The 22,689-nt window shown below is 74.9% G+C and carries 21 protein-coding genes and 1 tRNA gene; 17 read left to right on the top strand and 5 right to left on the bottom strand.

Translation table 11 applies throughout. The features are described 5' to 3' along the window. Positions 1-13: 13 nt before the first annotated feature. Positions 14-97, bottom strand: a tRNA-Leu gene (locus tag NR072_RS03075). Positions 98-213: 116 nt separating this feature from the next. On the opposite strand from NR072_RS03075, the gene NR072_RS03070 reads away from it, so the two are divergent. Then, positions 214-1,539 carry a M20/M25/M40 family metallo-hydrolase gene (locus tag NR072_RS03070; RefSeq protein ID WP_256836093.1) on the top strand — a complete coding sequence of 442 codons (1,326 nt, stop codon included), beginning with the start codon at positions 214-216 and terminating at the stop codon, positions 1,537-1,539. A gap of 52 nt (positions 1,540-1,591) precedes the next feature. Here NR072_RS03070 and NR072_RS03065 read toward each other — a convergent pair whose 3' ends face one another. Further along, positions 1,592-1,831: a DUF5703 family protein gene (locus NR072_RS03065; RefSeq protein ID WP_036315193.1), complete on the bottom strand. Its 240-nt coding sequence runs from the start codon at positions 1,829-1,831 to the stop codon at positions 1,592-1,594. A gap of 93 nt (positions 1,832-1,924) precedes the next feature. On the opposite strand from NR072_RS03065, the gene NR072_RS03060 reads away from it, so the two are divergent. The 3 genes from NR072_RS03060 to mshC all read left to right on the top strand — a co-directional run bounded on the left by NR072_RS03060 (position 1,925) and on the right by mshC (position 4,379). After that, the gene (locus tag NR072_RS03060) at positions 1,925-2,143 is read left to right on the top strand and encodes a hypothetical protein (RefSeq protein WP_036315190.1); all 219 of its coding nucleotides are present in this window, start codon (positions 1,925-1,927) and stop codon (positions 2,141-2,143) included. Positions 2,144-2,212: 69 nt separating this feature from the next. Then, positions 2,213-3,046, top strand: a complete 834-nt coding sequence (locus NR072_RS03055; protein WP_036315183.1) for an undecaprenyl-diphosphate phosphatase — start codon at positions 2,213-2,215, stop codon at positions 3,044-3,046. A gap of 64 nt (positions 3,047-3,110) precedes the next feature. After that, complete coding sequence (gene mshC / locus NR072_RS03050) at positions 3,111-4,379, top strand: cysteine--1-D-myo-inosityl 2-amino-2-deoxy-alpha-D-glucopyranoside ligase (RefSeq protein WP_122054324.1); 1,269 nt, start codon at positions 3,111-3,113, stop codon at positions 4,377-4,379. Positions 4,380-4,401: 22 nt separating this feature from the next. Here the strand turns inward: mshC and NR072_RS03045 are convergent, their stop codons facing one another. Continuing rightward, positions 4,402-5,352 (bottom strand): proteasome assembly chaperone family protein, encoded by a 951-nt coding sequence (locus tag NR072_RS03045; RefSeq protein ID WP_256836092.1) that lies wholly within the window; start codon positions 5,350-5,352, stop codon positions 4,402-4,404. Positions 5,353-5,443: 91 nt separating this feature from the next. Here NR072_RS03045 and NR072_RS03040 point away from each other — a divergent pair, with 91 nt between their 5' ends. Genes NR072_RS03040 through dop form a run of 5 tightly spaced genes read left to right on the top strand, consistent with a single transcriptional unit; the run spans position 5,444 to position 11,868 of the window. Continuing rightward, positions 5,444-6,184 carry an HAD family phosphatase gene (locus NR072_RS03040; protein ID WP_122054326.1) on the top strand — a complete coding sequence of 247 codons (741 nt, stop codon included), beginning with the start codon at positions 5,444-5,446 and terminating at the stop codon, positions 6,182-6,184. Beyond that, on the top strand, positions 6,181-7,308 hold the full coding sequence (locus NR072_RS03035; RefSeq protein ID WP_122054328.1) for a site-2 protease family protein: 1,128 nt from the start codon (positions 6,181-6,183) through the stop codon (positions 7,306-7,308). The genes NR072_RS03040 and NR072_RS03035 overlap by 4 nt, the downstream gene beginning before the upstream one ends. 16 nt (positions 7,309-7,324) lie before the next feature. Further along, positions 7,325-8,389 carry a tRNA (adenine-N1)-methyltransferase gene (locus NR072_RS03030; RefSeq protein ID WP_122054331.1) on the top strand — a complete coding sequence of 355 codons (1,065 nt, stop codon included), beginning with the start codon at positions 7,325-7,327 and terminating at the stop codon, positions 8,387-8,389. Beyond that, positions 8,390-10,144 carry a proteasome ATPase gene (gene arc / locus NR072_RS03025; RefSeq protein ID WP_256836091.1) on the top strand — a complete coding sequence of 585 codons (1,755 nt, stop codon included), beginning with the start codon at positions 8,390-8,392 and terminating at the stop codon, positions 10,142-10,144. Then, positions 10,141-11,868, top strand: a complete 1,728-nt coding sequence (gene dop / locus NR072_RS03020) for a depupylase/deamidase Dop (protein WP_122054335.1) — start codon at positions 10,141-10,143, stop codon at positions 11,866-11,868. Before arc ends, dop begins: the two co-directional genes overlap by 4 nt. Positions 11,869-11,883: 15 nt before the next feature. On the opposite strand, the gene NR072_RS03015 is transcribed toward dop, so the two are convergent. Both NR072_RS03015 and NR072_RS03010 read right to left on the bottom strand, forming a co-directional pair. After that, entirely contained in the window at positions 11,884-12,477 is a 594-nt protein-coding gene (locus NR072_RS03015) for a cyclodeaminase/cyclohydrolase family protein (protein WP_073116889.1), read from the bottom strand. Positions 12,478-12,517: 40 nt separating this feature from the next. Continuing rightward, positions 12,518-12,982, bottom strand: a complete 465-nt coding sequence (locus tag NR072_RS03010) for a pyrimidine dimer DNA glycosylase/endonuclease V (protein ID WP_036336875.1) — start codon at positions 12,980-12,982, stop codon at positions 12,518-12,520. Between the two features lie 124 nt (positions 12,983-13,106). Here NR072_RS03010 and NR072_RS03005 point away from each other — a divergent pair, with 124 nt between their 5' ends. The 8 genes from NR072_RS03005 to NR072_RS02970 all read left to right on the top strand — a co-directional run bounded on the left by NR072_RS03005 (position 13,107) and on the right by NR072_RS02970 (position 22,628). Then, complete coding sequence (locus tag NR072_RS03005; protein WP_036336876.1) at positions 13,107-13,298, top strand: ubiquitin-like protein Pup; 192 nt, start codon at positions 13,107-13,109, stop codon at positions 13,296-13,298. Then, positions 13,295-14,689 (top strand): Pup--protein ligase, encoded by a 1,395-nt coding sequence (gene pafA, locus NR072_RS03000; protein ID WP_256836090.1) that lies wholly within the window; start codon positions 13,295-13,297, stop codon positions 14,687-14,689. Before NR072_RS03005 ends, pafA begins: the two co-directional genes overlap by 4 nt. 37 nt (positions 14,690-14,726) lie before the next feature. Next, complete coding sequence (locus tag NR072_RS02995) at positions 14,727-15,818, top strand: FKBP-type peptidyl-prolyl cis-trans isomerase (protein ID WP_256836089.1); 1,092 nt, start codon at positions 14,727-14,729, stop codon at positions 15,816-15,818. Positions 15,819-15,883: 65 nt separating this feature from the next. Further along, positions 15,884-16,279: an FKBP-type peptidyl-prolyl cis-trans isomerase gene (locus tag NR072_RS02990; RefSeq protein WP_010078659.1), complete on the top strand. Its 396-nt coding sequence runs from the start codon at positions 15,884-15,886 to the stop codon at positions 16,277-16,279. Positions 16,280-16,290: 11 nt separating this feature from the next. Beyond that, on the top strand, positions 16,291-18,390 hold the full coding sequence (locus tag NR072_RS02985; protein WP_256836088.1) for a WYL domain-containing protein: 2,100 nt from the start codon (positions 16,291-16,293) through the stop codon (positions 18,388-18,390). A gap of 37 nt (positions 18,391-18,427) precedes the next feature. Beyond that, on the top strand, positions 18,428-18,685 hold the full coding sequence (locus NR072_RS02980) for a twin-arginine translocase TatA/TatE family subunit (protein WP_002855080.1): 258 nt from the start codon (positions 18,428-18,430) through the stop codon (positions 18,683-18,685). A 20-nt stretch (positions 18,686-18,705) separates the two neighbouring features. Beyond that, positions 18,706-19,563 carry a twin-arginine translocase subunit TatC gene (gene tatC / locus NR072_RS02975; RefSeq protein WP_206452469.1) on the top strand — a complete coding sequence of 286 codons (858 nt, stop codon included), beginning with the start codon at positions 18,706-18,708 and terminating at the stop codon, positions 19,561-19,563. A 74-nt stretch (positions 19,564-19,637) separates the two neighbouring features. Beyond that, a complete protein-coding gene (locus tag NR072_RS02970; RefSeq protein WP_256836087.1) occupies positions 19,638-22,628 on the top strand; it encodes an RNA helicase in 2,991 nt (996 codons plus the stop codon). Positions 22,629-22,689: the final 61 nt, after the last annotated feature.

The following is a 22,689-nucleotide window of genomic DNA, read 5'->3' as shown; positions in this document are numbered from 1 at the left end:
GCTCGACGAGCGGTGCGCGAGGGGGGACTTGAACCCCCACGTCCTTGCGGACACAGCGACCTCAACGCTGCGCGTCTACCAATTCCGCCACTCGCGCTCATCGGTGGAACCCTGGGAGAGGCTCCGTCGCCCACCGCGTTCCGGTCCTGTCCGGTCCGTCCCGCTCCGGGCAACTCGAGAAAGATAGCACGGGTTCGGGCTAGGCTCAAAACCATGGTCGAGAACATCGTGAACCCCGCCCGCTCGCGCCCCGAGGACCGCGTCGTGGAGATCTGCCGCGACCTCATCCGGATCGACACGACCAACCGCGGGGGCAACGTCTCCGTCGGTGAGCCCGAGGCCGCGGAGTACTGCGCCCGGCTCATGGCCGAGGCGGGGATGACCCCCCGCTTCTTCGAGTCGGCGCCGGGCCGGGTCTCCGTCGTCGGGCACCTGCCGGGCTGGGATCCGGAGGCGCCGGGGCTCGTCATCCACGGGCACACGGACGTGGTCCCCGCCGAGGCGGACGAGTGGAGCGTGGACCCGTTCGGCGCCGAGCTCAAGGACGGCATGATCTGGGGGCGCGGCGCCGTGGACATGAAGGGCATGGACGCCATGGTGCTCGCGGTGCTGCTGCACCTGGCCCGCACGGGCCGCCGGCCGCGGCGACCCCTGACGGTCGCGTTCTTCGCCGACGAGGAGGCCGGCGGCGTCTACGGCGCACGCTGGGTCGTGGACCATCACCCCGAGGTGTTCGACGGGTGCACCGAGGCGATCTCCGAGGTGGGGGGCTTCTCCACCGAGGTGCACGGCTCGCGCGCCTACCTCGTGCAGACCGCGGAGAAGGGGCTCGCCTGGCTCAACCTCACCGCGGAGGGCGCCCCCGGGCACGGCTCGGCCCCGCACCCGGACAACGCGGTCACCCGGCTGGCCGGCGCCATGACCCGCATCGGCGGGCACGAGTGGCCGCTCGTGTACACCAAGACCACGCGCGCGCTGCTCGAACAGGTGGCCGAGATCATGGGCGTGGACTTCGACGAGACGGACCCGACGCCGCAGCTCGACGCGCTCGGGCAGGCCCGTTCCTGGGTGGCCGGCACCCTGCGCACCTCGTCCAACCCGACGGGGCTGACCGCCGGCTACAAGCACAACGTCATCCCGTCCTCGGCCACCGGCACCGTGGACGTGCGCCTGATCCCCGGGGAGGAGGAGTCCGCCCTCGCCACGATCGCCGAGCTCGCCGGTCCGGACGTGACCATCGCACCCGAGCACCGGGACGTCGCCCTGGAGACCCCCTTCTCCGGGGACCTGGTGGAGCTGATGATCGCCTCGCTGCAGGCGGAGGACCCCGAGGCCCAGGTGCTGCCGTTCATGCTCGGCGGGGGCACGGACAACAAGTCCCTCTCCCGGCTGGGCATCACCGGCTACGGCTTCGCGCCCATGCGCCTGCCCGCCGACCTGGCCTTCACGTCCCTGTTCCACGCCATCGACGAGCGGGTGCCCGTGGACGCGCTCGAGTTCGGCTGCCGGGTGCTCGAGCGGATGCTGGAGCCGCGCTGATCCGGGCCGCGGGCGGCGACGACGGCCGGGGCGGCGTCGTCGCGCCCGCGCCTCAGAGGGTCTGCAGGGTCGAGGCCACGCGCATCACCCGGCGGCGCATCCAATAGCGGCGCGCCCCGTCGCGGTAGTGCACGGAGCGCTGCAGCTCCCATTGGCCGTACTCCGCGTGCTCCACGAGGCGCCGTCGGGCGTCGGCGAGGGACTCGTGGGCGGCGACCGTCATCACCAGGTACTCCCACTTCTGTCCGCGGGAGATCGCGTCGAGGGTCGAGGACATCAGCTGTTCACGCACCCGCCCATCCTGGCAGACGGACTCGGGTCCGGCGGCCGGTCCCGCACGGCCCACCCCTGGCCGCGCCACCGGCCACCGGGTTACCGTTCACCCATGAGCTCTGACGCCCGCATGGCCCTCGAGGCCCTCACCACCGCCCTGAACGAACACCTCGTGGCCGCGCAGAACAAGCGGGGCGAGGACGACCCCGCCGTCGAAGCCGCGTTCTTCGCCGTGGCCGACGCCTTCGAGGCCTACGAGGACGCCCTGTACGCGGACACCGAGGAGGTCACCCCGCTCGACCTCTTCGACGACGAGGACGACGACGACTGACCGTCCTGCTCGTGACGGACCGCACGGCCCCGGGTTCCCACCCGGGGCCGTCGCGTACAGTGACCCTCCGTGACGTGGATCGAAGCCATCATCCTGGGCCTGGTGCAGGGCCTCACGGAGTTCCTGCCCATCTCCTCCTCCGCCCACATCCGCATCGTGGGCGAGTTCCTGCCCTCCGCGACCGACCCGGGGGCGGCCTTCACGGCCATCACGCAGCTCGGCACGGAGCTGGCGGTCCTCATCTACTTCTGGCGCGACATCACCCGCATCATCGGCCGGTGGTGCGCCGCGGTCACGGGGCGGATCCCGCACTCGGACCCCGATGCGCGCATGGGCTGGCTGATCATCGTGGGCTCGATCCCGATCGCGGTCCTGGGCCTGCTGCTGGAGGACTGGATCGACACGGAGTTCCGGTCGCTGTGGATCACGGCGACCATGCTCATCGTGTTCGGCGTCCTGCTCGCCCTGGCGGACCGGCTCGGCCGTCAGACCAAGCCGCTCGAGAAGCTCACCGTGCGGGACGGCGTCCTCTACGGCCTGGCCCAGGCCCTCGCGCTGATCCCGGGCGTCTCGCGCTCCGGCGGCACCATCGCGGCCGGCCTGGCCATGGGCTACACCCGGCCCGCCGCCACCCGCTACGCGTTCCTGCTGGCGGTGCCCGCCGTGTTCGCCTCCGGCCTGTACAAGCTGTACACCTCGCTCACCGATCCCGGCACGCAGGGCCCGTACGGCATGGGGGAGACGCTGGTCGCGACCGCGATCGCCTTCGTGGTGGCCTACGCGGTCATCGCCTGGCTCATGCGCTTCATCAGCACCAACTCGTACCTGCCGTTCGTCTGGTACCGCATCCTCCTGGGCGGCGTCCTGTTCGCCCTGCTGGGCGCGGGCGTCATCAGCGCCTGAGCCCGCTCCCGCCGCCGGGCATGGCGGCCCGGCACCGCCGAACCACCCCGATGTGAGGAGTCCCGTGAAGTCCTGGAGCACCCCCGCCCCGCCCACCGTGCCGAGCCGCCCCGACCGGCTGCGGCTGCACGACACCGCCACGGGACGGACCCGGCATCCGGGCAACGACGCCCAGCGCGCCTCGCTGTACGTCTGCGGGATCACCCCGTACGACGCGACGCACCTCGGCCACGCGAGCACCTACGTGGCCTTCGACCTGCTGCACCGCTACTGGCGCGCGGCCGGTCTCGAGGTCGCCTACGTCCAGAACGTGACCGACGTGGACGACCCCCTGCTCGAGCGGGCCGAGGCGACCGGCGTCGACTGGCGCGCGCTCGCCGAGGAGCAGACCGACCTGTTCCGTGCGGACATGGCCGCCCTCGAGGTGCTCGCCCCGGACCACTACGTCGGCGCGACCGAGGCGGTGGGCCTGGTGGTGGACGCCGTCGAGACGATGCTGGCGGCGGGCCGGGCCTACCGCGTGCCGGGCGGCGACGGCGAGCCCGACGGGGACGTCTACTTCGACGTCCGCGCGGCCCAGTCCGCGACCGACTGGCGCCTCGGACAGGTCTCCGCGATGGGCCTGGACGAGATGGCCGCGGTGTTCCCGGAGCGGGGAGGCGATCCCGACCGCCCCGGCAAGCGAGACCCGCTGGACCCGCTGCTGTGGCGCGTGCACCGCGAGGGCGAGCCGGCCTGGGACGGTCGGTCGCTCGGCTCCGGCCGGCCCGGCTGGCACATCGAGTGCTCCGTGATCTCCCGGGCCCACCTGCCGGCGCCGTTCACGGTGCAGGGCGGCGGCTCCGACCTGCGGTTCCCGCACCACGAGTTCTCCGCCGCGCACGCCACCGCCGTCGACGGCCTGCCGCTCGCGCACACCTACGCGCACACCGGCATGGTGGCCCTGGACGGCGAGAAGATGTCCAAGTCCCTCGGCAACCTCGAACTCGTCTCCCGCCTGCGGGCGCGGGGCATCGAGCCGGTGGCCGTCCGCGCGGCGATCCTCGCGCACCACTACCGGTCGGACTGGGAGTGGTCCGAGCAGGTGCTGGCCGACGCCCAGGCGCGGGTGGCCCGCTGGCGCGCCGCCCTGGACGGACCGCATGCCGCCGCCGGCGTCGCCGTGCTGGACGCGGTCCACGCGGCGCTCTCGGACGACCTCGACGCCCCCCTTGCGCTGGAGGCCCTCGACGCATGGGCGGCCGGCACCCTGCCGGGCCTGGCCGAGGCCGCCGCCGATCCGGTGCCGGTGGTCGACGTCGTGGCGGCGCTGCTGGGTCTGCGCCTGCGCTGACCCCGCCGGGCGGGGCCGGGCGTCAGCGTCCGCCGCGCCCGCGAAGGTAGCGCTCGAACTCCCGCGCGATCGACTCGCCCGAGGCCTCCGGCAGCTGCTGGGTGTCCTGGGCCTCCTCGAGCTGCCGGACGTAGGCGGCGACGTCGGGGTCCTCGGCGGCCAGCTCGTCCACGCCGCGCTGCCATGCCCTCGCGTCGTCCTCCAGCCCGCGCGTGGAGACGCTCACGTGCAGCAGGTCCTCGACCGCCTCGACCAGCCCGAGCAGCGTCTTGGGGGAGGGCGCCTGGGCCACGTAGTGGGGCACCGTCCCCCACAGTGAGAGGCTCGGCAGGCCGCGGCGTGCGGCCTCGTCCGCGATGACGCCGATGATCCCGGTGGGCCCCTCGTAGACCGGACGGTCCGCGCCGACGGCCACCCGCACGTCCACGAGCGGCGAGGTCGGGCGGGCGCGCAGGGGCCGGGTGTGGGGCACGTCCGCCAGCAGCGCGCCCAGCGTCACGACGGCGTCCACGTCACGCGCGTCGGCCGCCGTGAAAAGCTCCTCGAGGAAGGCGCGCCACCGCACGTTCGGCTCCACGCCGACGGCGAGGAGCACACGCACCCCGTCCGGCGGGGCGGCCTCGCCCGCGACGGGCCGGCCCTCCCGGTCCAGGAGCGCCTCGTGCAGGGTGACCGCCGGCCAGTCCAGCGTCCCCAGCCCGTCGGCGTCGCGCCGGACCAGGGGTCGAGTGACCTGGTAGTCGTAGAACTCGCCGTCGCACACCCGTCCCGCGTCCGCCGCGTCCCACTGCTCCCGCAGCGCGCCCAGGGCCCCGGTCGCGGCCTCCCCGGCGTCGTTCCACCCCTCGAAGGCCAGCAACAGGACCGTGGGGGCCCGCCGCCCGGCCTCGAGCGCGTCCACGGTCGCCCTCAGGTGGGTCCGCAACGGGCCCAGGACGTCGTCCGGCTGGTCCTCGGAGGTAGCGTCGGTCATGGCGGCCAGCCTAGACACGGCCCGACGACGGGGCCACGGCCCGCGACCCGCCCCGCACACCCCGGCGGCGGCGCTCGATAGGATGCACTCCATGCCCCGCCACCCCGCGCCCGCCCCGGACGACCGTGCCCGCCGCCTGCCACGCGCCGTCCTGTGGGACATGGACGGCACCCTCGTGGACACGGAGCCCCTGTGGAACGCCGTCCAGCGCCGCCTGGTGGCCGAGCACGGCGGCACCTGGTCGGATGACCTGGCCGCCTCCCTCGTGGGACGCCCCCTCGACGAGGGAGCGCGCCGCCTGCAGGAGGCCGGGCTGGACCTGCCCGTGCAGCGGATCATCGACCTGACGATGGACGAGGTCGTCCAGGGGGTCGTCCGTGGGGTGCCGTGGCGGCCGGGTGCCCGGGAGCTGCTCGTCGCGCTCGCCGAGGCCGGCGTGCCGGGCGCCCTCGTGACGATGTCCCATGCCCCACTGGCCCGCGCACTGGCCGAGCGGGCGCCGGCGGGCACGCTGGACGTCGTCGTCTCGGGGGACATGGTCTCCCGGGGCAAGCCCGACCCGGAGGCGTACCGGCTGGGCCTGCAGCTGCTGGCCGAGCGGACACCGGGGCTGACGGCCGCCGACTGTGTGGCGGTCGAGGACTCCCCGGTGGGCGTCGGCGCGGCCATGGCCGCGGGCCTGCCGACGGTCGGCGTGCCCAGCGTGCTGCCGCTGCCGGCGGGGCTCGCGACCGTCGAGTGGACGACGCTTGCCGGCCGCACGCCGGCCGACCTCGCCGCGGTCCGTCGGATCGCCGCCGCGCGCGGGCCCGGGGCGGACGGGGCCGGATGAGCGGGCCCGCCTCCGTCCGGCTGGGCACGATCGCCGGCGCGCCGGTGCGCCTGTCCTGGTCCTGGCTTCTGATCGCCGCGGTCATCACCCTCGCGTTCGGCCCGCAGATCCAGCGCGCGCTGCCCTTGATCGGCGGCGGCGCCTACGGGGTGGCCCTGGGGTACGCCGTGCTCCTGGCGCTCTCCGTCCTGGTCCACGAGGCCGCCCACGCCCTCACCGGCCGCGCCTTCGGCCAGCGCACCGAGGAGATCGCGCTCACCCTGTGGGGCGGGCACACCCAGTTCCGCAGCCCGTCCGCCCGACCGCTGGACACGGTGCTCACCGCGATGGCCGGCCCCGCCGCGAACCTCGTGCTCGCGGGCCTCGCCCATCTGGCGGCCCGTGCCGTGGCCGGCCCGTCCGTCCTCGCCCTGCTGCTCGAGGTCACGGTGTGGGCCAACCTCCTCCTGGCCGCGTTCAACGCGCTGCCGGGCACCCCGCTCGACGGCGGCCGCATGGTCGAGTCCGCCGTCTGGGCCGCCACCGGCTCCCGGGCCCGTGGCGTCGAGGCGGCCGGCTGGGCCGGGCGCGTCGTCGCGGTGGGCGTCCTCGCGGCGGTGTTCGGCCCCCCGACCCTCGCGGGCCGCGCGCCGGACCTGTTCGTCGTCGTCCTGGCGGCCTGGGTCGCCCTCACGCTGTGGCGGGGCGCGGACGACGCCGTGCGCCACGGGCGCTGGAGCCGCCGGCTGGAGACCCTGCGGCTCGAGCAGGTCGAGGCGCCCGCCATCGCCCTGCCCGAGCACCTCTGCGTCGCCGAGGCCCTGGCCCAGGCGGACGGCGGCCGCCGCGCCGTCGTGGCCGTGGACGGGGCCGGTCGGCCCCGCGGCGTGCTGGACCACACGGCCGCGGCGGGCCTCACCCCGGCGCGCCGCACGACCACCGCCCTGGCCGCGGTCGCCGTCGCCCTGGCTCCGGAGGCCGTCCTCGTCCGCGACGACGTCCCCGCCGCCGGTCCCGACCTGGCCTCCCGCCTGGCCGACCCCCAGACCCCCGTGTGGGTGCTGACCGACGCGCACGGCCTCGTGCGCTCCGTGGTGCCCCGCGAGACGATCCTCGCCGCCGTCGACGCGACGCGGCGTCCCTGAACCGAAGGAGCCCCCCATGACCGAACCCACCGGCGTGAGCGCGCGCCGCGGCCCCCTGCGGGCCGGCCAGCGCGTGCAGATCAAGGACGCGAAGGGCCGCCTCAACACGATCACCCTGCTGCCCGGCGGGGAGTTCCACAGCTACCAGGGCGTGCTGCGGCACGACGACCTGATCGGCGGCTTCGAGGGCGTCGTGGTCGAGAACTCGGCCGGCCAGCCGTACCAGGTGCTGCGCCCCCTGCTGAACGACTTCGTCCTGTCCATGCCCCGCGGCGCCACGGTGGTCTACCCGAAGGACGCGGCGCAGATCGTGCAGCAGGCGGACATCTTCCCGGGCGCCGTCGTGGTCGAGGCCGGCGTGGGCTCCGGCGCCCTGTCCATGTCCCTGCTGCGCGCCGTGGGCGACCACGGTCGCCTGCACTCCTACGAGCGCCGCCCGGAGTTCGCGGACGTCGCCCGGGCCAATGTGGAGGCCTTCTTCGGCGCCGAGCACCCCGCCTGGTCGGTGCACCTCGGCGACGCGCAGGAGGAGATGCCCAAGGTCCACGAGCCGGGCTCCGTGGACCGGGTGGTCCTGGACATGCTGGCCCCCTGGGAATGCCTCGACACCGTCGCCGAGGTCCTGGCCCCCGGCGGTGTGTGGCTGAACTACGTGGCCACCGCCACCCAGCTCTCCCGCGTGGCCGAGGCCATCCGGGACTCGGGCCGCTTCACGCAGGTCGAGGCCAACGAGACCCTCGTGCGCGGCTGGCACCTGGACGGGCTCGCCGTGCGCCCCGACCACCGCATGGTCGCGCACACCGGCTTCCTCCTCACGGCCCGCCGCCTGGCCTCGGGCGAGGAGGCGCTGCGCCTGAAGAAGCGCTCCAAGGTCTCCGAGTTCAAGGCCGAGGACGTCGAGGCCTGGCAGCCGGCCGACGAGGCCCGGTGGACGCCCGAGGCCCTCGGCGAACGGCCGGTCACGGACAAGAAGGCGCGCAAGGCGGCGAAGGAGGCCCGCCTCATGGCCGCGCGGTCACGCGCCGCCGAGCAGGGCGTGGACGCGTACGGTGGGAGGACCCCGACCGGGGAGCAGGACTGAGTGGACGGAGCACCGGTGGACCACCACGCGCAATCAGGCACGGAGCACGCCGAGCAGCGCCTCGCCGAGGCGCGGGAGCTGCTGCGGCAGTCCCAGGCCGAGGCCGAACGGCTGCGGCACCAGCTGCAGTCCGCCCAGCGGCACGCCGCCGGCCTGAGCGAACGCCGTCGGGCCGCCGAGGCCCAGACGCAGACGACCGCCCGCAACAACCGGCGCATGGTCGAGCTGCTCGAGGCCACGCGCGCCGAGATCACGACGCTCAAGGAGAACCTGGACGCCGTCACGCATCCGCCGTTCACCTTCGCCACCCTCGAGGCCGTCCACGCCCCGCGCGATCCCGAGGAGGGCGTGGAGACCGGCGCCGTGGTGCGCGGGGGAGCGGACGTCGTGCAGAACGGCCGACGGCTGCGCGTGACGGTCTCCCCGCTGCTCGACGCCGCCCGCCTCACCCCCGGCGCCCAGGTGCTGCTGGACGAGTCCAGCTCGATCGTCGGCGTCGCCCCGGGCACGGGGTCGGGTCAGCTGCTGCGCGTCAAGGAGGCGCTGCCCGACGGCGGCCTCGTCCTGGCCGGCACGGCGGACGAGGAGCGCGTGGTGCGGCGCGCGCCCGCGCTGGAGGGCGTCGACCTGCGCCACGGGGACGCCGTCACCGTGGACGCCCGCGTCGAATGGGCGCTGCGGCGGGTCGAGCTGTCCGAGGTGGACGAGGTGCTGCTGGAAGAGGTCCCGGACGTCACATTCGAGGACATCGGCGGCCTCGGCCCGCAGATCGACCGGATCCGCGAGGCCGTCGAGATCCCGTTCCTGCACCCCGAGGTCTACCGCGAGCACGGCCTGCGCGCCCCCAAGGGGATCATGCTGTACGGCCCGCCCGGCACCGGCAAGACCATGCTCGCCAAGGCCGTGGCCAACGCCCTCTCGGCCCGCAGCGCGGACGGCGAGCGCTCGTTCTTCCTCAACGTCAAGGGACCCGAGCTGCTGAACAAGTACGTGGGCGAGACCGAGCGGCAGATCCGCGTCATCTTCGACCGGGCCCGCGAGAAGGCCGACGCCGGCTTCCCCGTGGTCATCTTCTTCGACGAGATGGAGTCGCTGTTCCGCACGCGCGGCTCCGGCGTCTCCTCGGACGTGGAGACCACGATCGTCCCGCAGCTGCTCACCGAGATCGACGGCGTCGAGGCCCTCGAGAACGTGATCGTCATCGGCGCCTCCAACCGCGAGGACATGATCGACCCGGCCGTGCTCCGCCCCGGCCGACTGGACGTGAAGATCCGCGTGGACCGTCCCGACGCCGCCGGCGCCGCGGAGATCATGGCCAAGCACCTCACCGCGGACGTGCCCCTGCACGCCGACGACGTCGCCGCGGCCGGCTCGGCGGACGCGGCCCGCGCGACGCTCATCGCCCGGACGGTCGCCGCCCTCTACGACCGCGGCGCGGACACTGCGCTGGCGGAGCTGACGGACGTGTCCGGCACGACCCACGCCCTGCACCTGGCCGACCTCGTCTCGGGCGCCGTGGTGGCCGACGTCGTGGACCGCGCCAAGCGGCACGCGGTGCGCGACTACCTCGCCGCCGGCCAGGCCCCGGCCGCGCTCGGCGTCCGCGAGGGCCACCTGCGCGAGGCCGTGGCCGCGGTGATGGAGGACCAGACGGACCTGCTGGCCACGGTCGCGCCCGCCGAGTGGGCGCGCACCTCCGGCTGGCGCGGTCCTCGGCTGCGCTCGCTGCGCATGGTCCGGGGGGTCGAGGCATGAGCGCGTTCGGCCGCGGGGCCGCGGACGGCTTCGCCCGGGTCGCCGCCGTCGACGTCGGCCCGACCCCCGCCTTCGAGGGCCAGCGCCGGCTGTTCCACGGCGCGGCCGTGCCCCCGAACGGGCGGGACGCCGCCGGCTGGGGCGTGCACCGCGTGATGGGCACGGAGACCGAGTTCGGCATCCACGCGCCGGCCAACCCGGGGGCGCACCACAGCGTGCTCTCGGTCGAGCTCGTGAACGCGTACGCGGACCTGGTCACCCGGTCCGGCTCGGCGGTGGCCGGCACGGAGTGGGACTACACGGGGGAGTCGCCGCTCGTGGACGCCCGCGGCTGGCGGCTGCCGCGTTCGGCGGCGCACCCCTCGCAGCTGACCGACGAGGCGCTCGTGGGCCCGGACGGGGAGCCCGTGCACCTGCTGCTGTCCACCGTGCTGGCCAACGGCGCGCGCTGGTACGTGGACCACGCCCACCCGGAGTACTCGTCGCCGGAGACGACCACCCCGCGGGACGCCATGGTGTGGGACGCCGCCGGGGACCTGGTCGCGCAGGCGGCGGCCGAGCACATCGGCCAGGCCGAGGGCGCCCCGGAGGTGCTGGTCTACAAGAACAACGTGGACGGCAAGGGTCAGTCCTACGGCGCGCACGAGAACTACCTCGTGGCCCGGTCCCTCGACTTCGAGGAGCTCACCGCCGTCCTGCTGCCGTTCTTCGCGGCGCGGCAGGTGCTCGTGGGCGCGGGCCGCGTGGGCCTCGGCCCGGCGGGGGAGCGGCCGGGCTTCCAGCTGTCCCAGCGGGCGGACTACTTCGAGGAGCCCGTGGGCCTGGAGACCACGATCCACCGGCCGATCGTCAACACGCGGGACGAGCCGCACGCCCGCCCCGAGGCCTACCGCAGACTCCACGTGATCATCGGCGACGCGACGCTGAGCCAGCACGCCACGTGGCTGCGGATGGGCATGACCGCGCTCGTCCTCGCGATGGCCGAGGCCGGGACGGCGCCCCGGCTCACCCTGGACGACCCGGTGGCCGCGTTGCAGACGATCAGCCACGACCCGGGTCTGCGGGCCACGGTGCCGCTGCTCGAACGCACCGCGGACGGCCCCGTGCGCCGGCACTGGACCGGGCTGCAGATCCTGCGGTCCTACCTGGACGCGGCCCGCGCCCACTGCGCCGCCTTCGGGGTGACGGATCCGCAGACGCGCGAGGTGCTGGAGGCCTGGGCCATCGACCTCGACGACGCCACCGCGGATCCGCTGTCCCTGAGCGACCGCGCCGATTGGGCGGCCAAGCTGCGCGTCCTCGAGGGCCTGCGGGCCCGCACGGGCGCGGACTGGACCGACCCCCGCCTCGCGATGGTGGACCTGCAGTACGCCGACCTGCGCCCGGCCCGCTCCCTGCACCGCCGCCTCGTGGCCGCCGGCGCCCTCCGGACGCTCGCCGACGAGGCGGAGATCCGTGCCGCCGTCGCCACGCCGCCGCGGGCCACCCGCGCGTGGACCCGCGGCAACCTCGTGGGCCGCCACGGTGACCGCGTGGCCGGCGCCGCGTGGGAGACCCTGCTGCTGCGCGGGGCGGGGGAGCGGGTGCACCGGCTGCACCTGGCCGAGCCGCTGGTCGGCGCCGCCGTCGACCTGCCCGGCTGGTGGGAGGACGCCGCCGCGCCCCGGCCCGACGACGAGGCGCTCGTGGCCACGCTGCCGCCGCTGTTCGGCGCGCGGGCCTGAGGCGAGGGCGGGCGCTCAGCCCGCGACGGCCGCGCGCACGCGGCCCAGCAGGGCGTCCGCCCGCGCGACGAGACGGTCCGCCCGGTCGACGTCGGTGCGCAGGACGCCCTCCAGGCCCTCGTCGCGGAGGGGGCCCAGGTTGGTCTCGAGGGTGACCGCGGCGGCGGTGAGGCCGCCCCGGACGCAGCCGAGCGCCGCACCGACGTCGGAGAGCACGTTCGGGTTCGCCGCGTCCAGCACACGCTCGGCCAGGTCCAGCGCACGCTCGGCGACGTCGACGATCCCGCGGGGCGGCTGGACGGCCTCGGCCAGGGCGGCCTGGATCGCGGCCGAGCGCCGGGCCCGGTCCTCCGGGGTGTCGCGGGGCAGCCCGAACGCCTCGGCCACGGCGCCGAAGCCCCGCTCGTCGCCGTCGGCGAGGCCGAGGCACGCCGCGATCAGGCCCTCCGATGCCCGGGCGTCCTCCTCGGCCGCGCTGAACCGGGCCGCCATGGCCAGCAGTCCGGCGCCCTCGGCGACCGCGAGCGCGCCCGTCGCGCCGCCGCCGGGGGTGGGCTCGCCGGAGGCGAGGCGCCCCAGATAGCTCTCGATGCTCTCGTCGCGGATCATGCCCCCACGGTGCCAGACCGGGCCCGACCGCGGCCCGCCCTCAGGCGCGCTCCCAGGAGGCGACCGGCCCCGGGACGATCGTGAACAGCGGGTGCACGTCGGGGACGGGCGTGTCCGACCACCGTTCGAGCCAGGCGGGGCTGCGCGCGGCCAGCTTGGCGCACAGGTGACGCCACTCCAGGTCGCGCTGGCCCGTGGTGGCCGGGATCGGTGCGAGACCGGCGGGCGGGATGCGCACCGCGCCGTCGGGGGCGGGGCACGGCCGGTCGATCCGGGAGTGGTCGAAGCGATAGCCGCGCGCCGTGGCCTCGGCCTCGAGGCCGGAGAGGAACGCACCGATCGCGCCGGACGGGTCCGGGTGCTCCCGGAACCTCAGCAGCTGCGGGTGGTCCCGATACCCGCGCGTGCGGCCGGCCAGGACGGCCTGCGCGAGCAGGGCCTCGCGCCAGGCGCCCGTCAGGCCCTGACGGTCGAGGTGGCGGGGGTGAAGGGTCCACAGGCGCATGCCCCCATCCTGCCAGCGCGGGGCAACCCGGGGGCGTGGGGCTGAAACGTGGCCCGCGCGTGGGGCAGGATGGGTGGACGCGGACGGAGCACACCGACCCGCGTCGACGCACGAGGAGGCCACCATGTCCCAGGAGCAGATCCGCCCACGCCCGTCCGGCGGCGACGACGAGACCGGCGCCGCGGCGGGCCAGGCGCACGTGAAGCCCGCGGCCCAGGACCAGCGCCTGGACAGCCTGCTGGACGAGATCGACTCGGTGCTGGAGTCCAACGCCGAGGAGTTCGTCAAGGGCTTCGTCCAGAAGGGCGGCCAGTGACCGACGCGGACCGCGCCCGCCGGATCTTCGGCCTGGAGACGGAGTACGGCGTCCAGCACTGGAACCCGCAGGGGCGCCCGCTCAGCCCCGAAGAGGTCGTCCGCTACCTCTTCCGGCCCGTCGTCGAGTGGGGGCGGTCCTCGAACGTGTTCGTGGCCAACGGCTCCCGGCTCTATCTCGACGTCGGCTCCCACCCCGAGTACGCGACCGCCGAGTGCTCGACGCTCGACGAGCTCATCGCCTCGGACGGGGCGGGGGACCTGCTGCTGCACGACCTCGTGGTCCAGGCCGAGGAGCGCATGGCCGCGGACGGGGTCGGCGGCCGGATCCACCTCTACCGCAACAACGCCGACTCCTCGGGCAGCTCCTACGGCTCCCACGAGAACTACCTGCTGCGCCGGCGCACCGAGTACCGGCGGCTCACCGAGGCGCTCGTCCCGTTCCTCGTCTCCCGGCAGATCCTCGTGGGCGCGGGCCGCGTCGTGCCCGCCGGCACGTGGCCCGAGGGCGAGGGCCCGGCCCACTTCGCGTTCTCCCAGCGCGCCGACTTCGTGCAGGACGGCGTGTCCTCCTCCACCACGCGGTCCCGGCCGATCATCAACACGCGGGACGAGCCGCACGCGGACGCCTCCGAGTACCGGCGCCTCCACGTGATCGTGGGGGACACGAACCTCTCCGAGCACACCCACCTGCTGCGCTTCGGCGCCACCGACCTGCTGCTGCGGATGATCGAGGCGGGCTTCCCGCTCGGGGACCGCGTCGTCGCCCACCCCACCCGTGCGGTGCGGCAGATCTCCCACGACCTCACCGGCACGGCCCGCATCGCGCTCCGGGAGGGGGAGGCCTCCGCCCTCGAGCTGCAGGAGCACTACCTCGAGCGGGCCCGCGCCTTCGTCGCCGCGGAGGGTGCCCACCACGACCGGGTGGGGGAGGTCCTCACCCTGTGGGGCGAGGTGCTCGACGCCGTCCGCACCGGTGACCGGTCCCGCATCGAGGACCGCATCGACTGGGCGATCAAGCTGCGCCTGCTGGAGGACTACCGGGCCCGCCACGACCTGGACTGGGGCTCACCCCGTCTCGCCCAGCTGGACCTGGCCTTCCACGACATCGACCCCGACCGGGGGCTGTTCCGCCTGCTGCTGCGGCGCGGCGCCGTCGCGCGCCTGCTGCCCGAGGACGCCGCCCGGTCCGCCGTGGAGACCGCCCCGCCCACCACCCGGGCCCGTGTGCGCGCGGACTTCGTGGCCCGTGCCCGGGAGCACGGCCTGGACTACGCCGTCGACTGGACGACCCTGAAGCTCACCGACCATCCGCTGCACGCGATCGTGACGAAGGACCCGTTCGACACGTCGTCGGCCGCCGTCGACCGGCTTTTCGGGCGGATCGCCTGACAGCGGACGTCCAGGACGCGCCATTAGGGTGACACGCATGAGTTCGTTCGAGACCCCCCAGCCCCTGGCGGCCCGCCGCCGTCGCCGCCTGCTGCCGCTGCTGTCCCTCGGCGCCGCGGGCCTGGTGCTGGCCACCGCCTGCGCCACCGGCGACGACGGCGCGGACCAGCCCCACAGCGACACCGCGTCGGCCTCCACGTCGGCCGCCCCCGAGCGGGCGGCCGTCGGCGAGGGCCAGGGGGAGCCGGACGCCCTGACGGGTGTCACCTTCACGGAGGGCGACGGCGGGGCGCCGACGGTCGAGATCGACGGGGAGATCGACACCGACCAGCCCACCACGCGGGTGCTGACCGCCGGCGAGGGGGATCAGGTGCAGGAGGGCGACGTCCTGAAGATGTCGATCGCCGTCGTCGATCCGGCCAGCGGCGAGGTGGTCGCCGAGAACTTCAGCGGCGAACCGGAGGCCGTGCCCGTGGACGACCAGCTCAAGTCCATGAACCCGGAGATCCACGAGATGCTGGTGGGCAGCGGTGCCGGCACGATCGTCGCCGCGTACAGCCCCGAGTACGACGTCCCCGTCCCGCAGACCGAGAGCGCGTCGCCGAGCGCCTCCCCCTCCACCCAGACGCAGCCCGCCCAGCTGTTCGTCTACAAGATCGACGCCATCCTGCCGAAGCAGGCCGAGGGCGAGGAGGTGACCGAGCGGGACGAGCGCCTGCCCGACGTCACCGTGGACGAGCAGAGCGGCCGGCCGAGCATCGCGAAGCCCGACGGCGAGGCGCCCCAGGAGCTGGTGGTCCAGCCCCTGATCGAGGGCGAGGGCCGCGAGGTCGGCGCGGACGACACCGTGACCGTGCAGTACGAGGGCGTGACGTGGTCCGACGGCGAGGTCTTCGACTCGTCCTGGGAGACGGGCCAGGCCATCACGTTCTCCCTCAACCGGGTCATCGAGGGCTGGAAGGAGGGTCTGGCCGGCCAGAAGGTGGGCTCGCGCGTCCTCCTGTCGATCCCGGCCGAGAAGGCCTACGGTGAGCAGGGCAGCCCGCCGGCCATCGGCGAGAACGAGCCCCTGCTGTTCGTGGTGGACATCCTGGACGCCCAGGCGTCCGCCACCCCGTCGGCGAACTGACCCCGTCGGCGAACTGACCCCGTCCACGAGTACCCAAGTCCACGAGTACCCAAGAGGAGAGCACCGTGTCCTTCGGACAGCGCGACTACGACCGCACCAAGCCCGAGATCGACTTCCCGGGCGAGACCCCGCCCACCGAGCTCGTGGTGGAGGACCTGATCGAGGGCTCCGGCCCGGCTGTCGAGGCCGGCTCCCGCGTGCAGGTCCACTACGTGGGCGTGGCCTGGTCCACCGGCGAGGAGTTCGACGCCTCGTGGAACCGCGGCACCCCGCTGCCCCTGACCGTCGGCGTCGGCCAGGTCATCGCCGGCTGGGACCAGGGCCTGCTCGGCATGAAGGTCGGCGGCCGCCGCCGCCTCGAGATCCCGCCGCACCTGGGCTACGGCGCCCGCGGCGCCGGCTCCGCGATCGGGCCGAACGAGACGCTCATCTTCGTCTGCGACCTCGTCTCGGTCGACTGACCCCGGGCCCCGTGACCCCACCCGCCCCACGGCGCGCCGGCGACGAGGCCGCCGAGCGCATCATCTCGCTGCTGTGGCTGCTGCTCTCGGCGCCGCATGGCCTCGAGCGTGACCGGATCCGACGGCAGGTCGTCGGCTATGAGGGGCTCACGGACACCGCCTTCGAGAAGCTCTTCCAGCGGGACCGCCGCGTGCTGCGCGCCGTGGGGGTCCCGCTGGAGACCCTCGAACCCGCGGGCTTCGACGAGGGCGAGGCGGGGGTGCGGCACCGCGTCGTCCGCGACGCGCTGCTGCTGCGCGACCTCGACCTCACCGTGGACGAGCGCCGCGCCCTCGTGCGGGCGCGGCGCCTGTGGGGCGACTCGCCGCTGCGCGCCGACGTCGTCCGCGCCGTGGGCCTGCTGTTCCAGCCGGCCACCGACCTCACGGGCGACGACGAGCTGGCCGGGTACCACACCCTCATGCCCCGGGCCGACCCCCGGCTCGAGGCCCTCACCCAGGCCGTGGCCGACGAGGCCGTGCTGCGCTTCCCCTACCGCGACGCGCGGGGGCGGGCCACCCGGCGCACCGTGCGGGCCTGGTTCCTCACCCTCGTGCGCGGCCGCTGGTACCTCACCGGCTGGGACCTCGACCGCGGCGCCGAGCGCAGCTTCCGGCTCACCCGGATGGAGGGGGAGCCGCGCCGCGTCGAGCGGGCGACGGACGCCCCCGGCCGTCCCGAGGACCACGACCACGCCGGCCTCGTGGCGCGCCTGGCCGGACAGGCCGACGCCGAGCGGGTCCGGGTGTGGCTCGCGCCCGGCCGGGGCCAGGGCGTCCGCGCGGTCGGTGAGCCCGCCGAGCCCCGCGCCGAGGACGGCGCCGCGCCGGGACCCGACTGGGAGCTCTGGGAGGCCCCCGCCGGACCGCGCGAGGACGGCCTCGCCGCCGAGATCGGCGGCCTGCTGGGCCGGGCCGTGCCCTCCGCCGCGCACCCGGACCTGACCGACCGCGTCCGCGCGGGCCTGTCCGCCGCGGCGGAGGCCCACGCCGGCCCCGCCGACCCGGCCCTGCTCGAGGTGGCGCTCGCCGCGCCCGTCCGGCGCCGCGCCCGCGACTCGAGCGAGGACCTCGTGGGCCGCCTGCTGGACATCGTGGGGCTGGCCAACCGGGCCGGTGGGGTGGACCGGGCGGAGCTGCGCGCCCGCCTCGGCATCACCGACGAGCACCTCGACGCCGACCTCGAGACGCTGCGCTACTGCGGCATGCCCGAGCGCGACTTCCCGGGCTTCCAGTTCGAGGTGGCGGAGGTGGCCGGCCGCGTCCACGTGGAGCGCGCCGCCGACCTGGCCGGTCCCGTGCGGCTGACGCGCCCCGAGGCGCACAGCCTCGTCGCCGCCCTGCAGACGGTCGCGGACCTGCCGGTGCTGGACGACGCCGACCGCGAGGCCGCCCGCTCCGCCCAGCGCCGGATCCGCGCCGCGGTCCTGGACGCGGGGGCCCCGGACGCGGACGACGCGGACGACGCCGCCCTCCAGGAGGCCGAGGCGCACACCGCCGGCGAGCCCCCGGTCGCCGTCGCCGCCCACTGGGACGTGGCCGTGGACCCCGCGACGGTGCGCACCCTGCTGGCCGCCGTGGCGGAGCGGGCCGTCGTCCACCTGACCTACCGCTCCGTGCATGCCGATGCCCTCACCGAGCGGGACGTGGAGCCGCTGGCCCTGGTGCAGGACGGGGCGCGCCTCTACCTGCAGGCGTGGTGCCGTCGCGCCGAGGACCACCGGGTGTTCCGGGTGGACCGGATCAGCGCGCCCGCACCCACGGGGGAGACGTTCGCGCCCCGGGCCCGGCCCGCGCGCTGGCGGGTCCATCCCGACGACGCCGCGGGGGTGCCCGTGCTGCTGCGCTGGGCCCATCCCGTCCGCGACGCGGCCGCCGGCTACCGCCCGGACGCCCAGGCCGACCTGCCCGACGGCGACCGCCTCACCCGGGTGCATCTGACCGACGCCGCCGTGGCCGCCGCGCTGGTCGGACGCCACGGCGGCGCCGTCCAGGTGCTGGCCCCCGCCGACCTCCGGGCGTCCGTGGCGGACGCGCTGGGCGATGCCCTGGCGGCCCTGCCGGCGCGGTAGCCTGGACCCCGGAACCCCATCGAAAGGACCCTTCATCATGGCTGGACTCCAGGGCTGGCAGCTCGTCATCATCATCCTGCTCGCGATCCTGCTCTTCGCGGCCCCGAAGCTGCCCGCGATGGCCCGCAACCTCGGCCAGTCGATGCGCATCTTCTCCTCCGAGGTGAAGCAGATGCGCACCGAGGGCAAGGGCACGACGGACGAGCGCTCCGGCGCCGGCTCCACCGCCGCGGACGAGCCGGTCGAGGGTCGCGTCGTCGAGCGTGACGAGACCGACCCGCGCGACCCGCGCTGAGCCGGAAGGACCCCCACCCGATGACCGAGCTCGACGAGGTCGCCCGCCGCACCCGGCGCCGCCGGAAGCGGCGGGACAACCCCACCGGCGAGATGCCGCTGCGCGAGCACCTCACGGAGCTGCGTAACCGACTGCTGAAGTCGGCGCTCGCCGTCGCGGTCGGCATGGTGATCGGCTTCCTCGTCTACCAGCCGGTCATGGCGGAGCTGTTCCGCCCGGTCAAGGAGATCGCCAGCCAGGGACACACGGCGGCCGTCGCCTATGACACGGTGGCCTCGCCGTTCGACCTCATGCTCAAGGTCAGCATGTTCATCGGGCTCATCCTGTCCAGCCCGGTCTGGCTCTACCAGATCTGGGCATTCATCGTGCCGGGTCTGAAGAAGGCCGAGAAGAAGTACGCCCTGGGCTTCATCGCCGCGGCCGTGCCCCTGTTCATCTTCGGCATCGCGCTGGGGTGGCTCGTGATGCCGCAGGCCGTCCAGTTCTTCGTGGGCTTCACTCCCGAGGGCGGCGCGAACCTCCCGACGGCGTCGGTGTACATCAGCTTCGTCACGCGTCTCTACCTCGCGTTCGGCGTGGCCATGGTCCTGCCGGTGCTGCTGGTGGGACTGAACATGCTCGGCATCCTGCCGGGCCGCACGATCGTCCACCACTGGCGCATCACCGTCTTCGTGATCATGCTGATCGCCGCGATCGCCGCCCCCGGTGCGGACGCCATCTCCATGTTCTACATGGCGATCCCGCTCGTCGTCCTCTTCGGCGTGGCCATCGTCCTGTGCCTGTGGGGGGACCGTCGTCGTGACCGCCGCTCGGGGCAGCGCGAGGTGGACGTCGAGGCGGAGCTCGCCGAAGGCCCGAAGCCGCTCGATCAGATCTGAGCGTCGTACGCGGCGGCCCTCCCGCCCGGACGCACGACCACGACGGCGTCCGGACCCGCCAGTAGGGTGGGGCCATGGCCCACCATCCCGCGTCCGCGACCCCGCACGACGAACCCGAGCTGAGCCCGGCGGAGCGCTACGCCCGTGCCCGGGCGGCCCGGCACCATGCCGGCTCCGAGCTCGGCCGGTTCGCCGCACGCGTGGGCTTCCCCCTCGACGACTTCCAGCGCCGCGCGTGCGCCGAGGTCGAGGACGGCCACGGCGTCCTCGTCGCGGCGCCCACCGGCGCCGGCAAGACGGTGGTCGGCGAGTTCGCCGTCCACCTGGCCCTGGCCCGCGGCACGAAGGCGTTCTACACCACCCCCATCAAGGCTCTCAGCAACCAGAAGCACGCGGACCTCGCCCGCGTGCACGGCGCGGAGAACGTCGGCCTGCTCACGGGGGACACCTCCGTCAACCCGGACGCGCCCGTCGTCGTGATGACCACCGAGGTGCTGCGCAACATGCTGTACGCGCAGTCGGACACCCTCATCGACCTCGGCTTCGTCGTCATGGACGAGGTCCATTACCTCGCCGACCGGTTCCGGGGCCCGGTGTGGGAGGAGGTCATCATCCACCTGCCCGAGCACGTGCAGCTGATCTCCCTGTCCGCCACGGTGTCCAACGCCGAGGAGTTCGGCGCCTGGCTCGACACGGTCCGGGGCGCCACCACCGTGATCGTCTCCGAACACCGGCCGGTGCCGCTGTGGCAGCACGTCATGGCCGGGGGCCGGCTCTACGACCTGTTCGCCGAGGACATCGCCTTCGAGGACACCGCGGACCGGGACGGGGAGGCCCTGCTCAACCCCGAGCTCAAACGCCTGGGGGAGGAGGCCGAGCGCCGGTTCCAGCGCGCCGATTGGGGTCGGCCCGGGTGGCAGCAGCACCGCGACGGGCGCGGGGGCGTCCCGAAGGGGCGGGCCAGGGGCGGCCGGCGCACGGGTCGCGACGGCGGCCGGGGCCGGACCGGCTCCTCCGCGCTGGACCGGGAGCGGCCGGTCTCCGGTCGGCCGGGCGGTCACGACGGCGGCCAGCGGCGCGGACCGCGGCTGTCCACGTCGCGCCCGGAGATGATCCGGGCCCTGGACCGCGACGGGCTGCTGCCGTGCATCACCTTCATCTTCTCCCGGACCGGCTGCGACGCCGCGGTGGAGCAGTGCCTGCGGGCCGGGCTCGACCTCACCACGGCGCGGGAGAAGGCGCTCGTGGCCGAGCGGGTCGAGGAGGCGGCGCGTCTGCTGCCCGTCGAGGACCTGGAGATCCTCGGGTTCTGGGCGTGGCGGGACGGCCTGTCCCGGGGCTTCGCGGCCCACCACGCCGGCATGCTGCCCCCGTTCAAGGAGGCCGTCGAGGACCTGTTCGCCGCCGGCGCGCTCAAGGCCGTGTTCGCCACGGAGACCCTCGCCCTCGGCATCAACATGCCGGCCCGCTCCGTCGTGATCGAGAAGCTGGTCAAGTTCAACGGCGAGAACCACGTCGACATCACGCCGGGGGAGTACACCCAGCTGACGGGCCGGGCGGGCCGCCGCGGCATCGACGTCGAGGGCCACGCCGTGGTGATGTGGCGTCCCGGGCTGGACCCGGCCGCCGTCGCGGGCCTGGCCTCGCGCCGCACCTACCCGCTACGCTCCTCGTTCCGGCCCACCTACAACATGTCCGCGAACCTGCTGGCGCAGGTCGGCGCGGAGCGGGCGCGGGGCATCCTCGAGTCCTCGTTCGCCCAGTTCCAGGCGGACCGCTCCGTGGTGGGGCTGGCCCGCGAAGTCCGCTCGAAGCAGGCCAGCCTCGAGAAGTACGAGGAGGCCATGCAGTGTCATCTCGGGGACTTCGCCGAATACCTCACCCTGCGCAAGGAGCTCGCGGCCGCGGAGAAGTCCGGCTCGCAGGGGCGCCGTCGGGCCCACCTGGCCGCCGTGAAGGACTCGCTCGCGAACCTCGCGGTCGGGGACGTCGTCGAACTCGACGCCGGCCGCGCGCTCGGGCGGGCCGTCGTCGTGTTCCCCGCCGGCAACCCCCAGAACCCGCGCGTCGGCGTCGTGACGGACAAGGCGCAGCTGCGCCGCATCACGGTGGACGACGTCGCCGGGCCGGTCGAGCCGGTGGCCGGCGCCGCCCTGCCCCAGGTGGTGCAGGTGAAGACGCCCGCGCAGCGCAAGGACGTCGCCGCGCTCATGCGCGAGGCCGTGCGCACGGGCCGCCCGCCCGCCGGAGGCCGCCGCACGGCGGGCTTCCGCCTCCGGGAGGACCCGGCCGCGCCCCGGGTCGAGGAGCTGCGCCGGGCACTGCGCCGCCACCCGTGCCACGGCTGCCAGGACCGCGAGGAGCACGCCCGCTGGGGCGACCGCTGGTGGGCCATGCGGCGGGAGGTCTCCGTCCTGCGGGAGCGCATCGCGGGCCGCACCAACACCATCGCCCGCACGTTCGACCGCGTCGTCGGTCTGCTGCGCGCCTACGGCTACGTCCAGGAGGACGCGTCCTCGCCCCGCGCGGCGCTCACGGAGCGCGGCGAGGCCCTGCGCCGGATCTACGGCGAGCGGGACCTGTTCACCTCGCTGGTGCTGCAGGATCCGGCCACGGACGGCTTGACGCCGGAGGAGTGGGCCGCCGTCGCCGCGCTGCTCGTGTACCAGGGCAGGGGGGAGGCCGAGCCCGGACTGGTCCCGATGCCGACCCCGCGGCTCGCGCGCGTCGCGGAGGCCGCCGAGCGCATCGAGGAGCGCCTGCGCACGGACGAGGCCCAGGCACGGCTCGAGCCCACGCCCCGGACGGACCCCGGGCTGGTGGCGCCCATGCATCGCTGGGTGCGGGGGGCCACCCTGCGCCGCACCCTCGAGGGCGCGGACCTCGCCGCGGGCGACTTCGTCCGCTGGGCGCGGCAGGTCATCGACGTGCTGGACCAGCTGGCCAACGTCCCCGGGGACGCCCGTCGCAGCCGTGCTTGCCGCCGGGCCGCGGACCTCGTCTCCCGCGGCGTCGTGGCCACCTCGCTGCCGGCGGCCTCGGCCCCGCGCGCGGACGAGGACTGACACGGGCTAGGTGTTGTGGGTCATGAGGTTCTTGGCACGAGGGCCGGACTGAGATGAGACG

Origin of the sequence: Micrococcus sp. Mcc89, from assembly GCF_024519795.1 — a bacterium.
GTDB classification, from domain to species: domain Bacteria; phylum Actinomycetota; class Actinomycetes; order Actinomycetales; family Micrococcaceae; genus Micrococcus; species Micrococcus luteus.
This window is presented reverse-complemented; position numbering and strand designations above follow the sequence as displayed.

Excerpts from the sequence above, each read along its gene's own strand:
- tatC (WP_206452469.1), top strand. The coding sequence starts at position 18,706 with ATGACCGAGCTCGACGAGGTCGCCCGCCGCACCCGGCGCCGCCGGAAG.
- NR072_RS03060 (WP_036315190.1), top strand. The coding sequence starts at position 1,925 with ATGAGCTCTGACGCCCGCATGGCCCTCGAGGCCCTCACCACCGCCCTG.
- NR072_RS02970 (WP_256836087.1), top strand. The coding sequence starts at position 19,638 with ATGGCCCACCATCCCGCGTCCGCGACCCCGCACGACGAACCCGAGCTG.
- NR072_RS03045 (WP_256836092.1), bottom strand. The coding sequence starts at position 5,352 with ATGACCGACGCTACCTCCGAGGACCAGCCGGACGACGTCCTGGGCCCG.
- NR072_RS03005 (WP_036336876.1), top strand. The coding sequence starts at position 13,107 with ATGTCCCAGGAGCAGATCCGCCCACGCCCGTCCGGCGGCGACGACGAG.
- NR072_RS02980 (WP_002855080.1), top strand. The coding sequence starts at position 18,428 with ATGGCTGGACTCCAGGGCTGGCAGCTCGTCATCATCATCCTGCTCGCG.
- NR072_RS03030 (WP_122054331.1), top strand. The coding sequence starts at position 7,325 with ATGACCGAACCCACCGGCGTGAGCGCGCGCCGCGGCCCCCTGCGGGCC.
- NR072_RS03070 (WP_256836093.1), top strand. The coding sequence starts at position 214 with ATGGTCGAGAACATCGTGAACCCCGCCCGCTCGCGCCCCGAGGACCGC.
- NR072_RS03035 (WP_122054328.1), top strand. The coding sequence starts at position 6,181 with ATGAGCGGGCCCGCCTCCGTCCGGCTGGGCACGATCGCCGGCGCGCCG.
- NR072_RS03010 (WP_036336875.1), bottom strand. The coding sequence starts at position 12,982 with ATGCGCCTGTGGACCCTTCACCCCCGCCACCTCGACCGTCAGGGCCTG.
- NR072_RS03015 (WP_073116889.1), bottom strand. The coding sequence starts at position 12,477 with ATGATCCGCGACGAGAGCATCGAGAGCTATCTGGGGCGCCTCGCCTCC.
- NR072_RS02995 (WP_256836089.1), top strand. The coding sequence starts at position 14,727 with ATGAGTTCGTTCGAGACCCCCCAGCCCCTGGCGGCCCGCCGCCGTCGC.
- NR072_RS03040 (WP_122054326.1), top strand. The coding sequence starts at position 5,444 with ATGCCCCGCCACCCCGCGCCCGCCCCGGACGACCGTGCCCGCCGCCTG.
- dop (WP_122054335.1), top strand. The coding sequence starts at position 10,141 with ATGAGCGCGTTCGGCCGCGGGGCCGCGGACGGCTTCGCCCGGGTCGCC.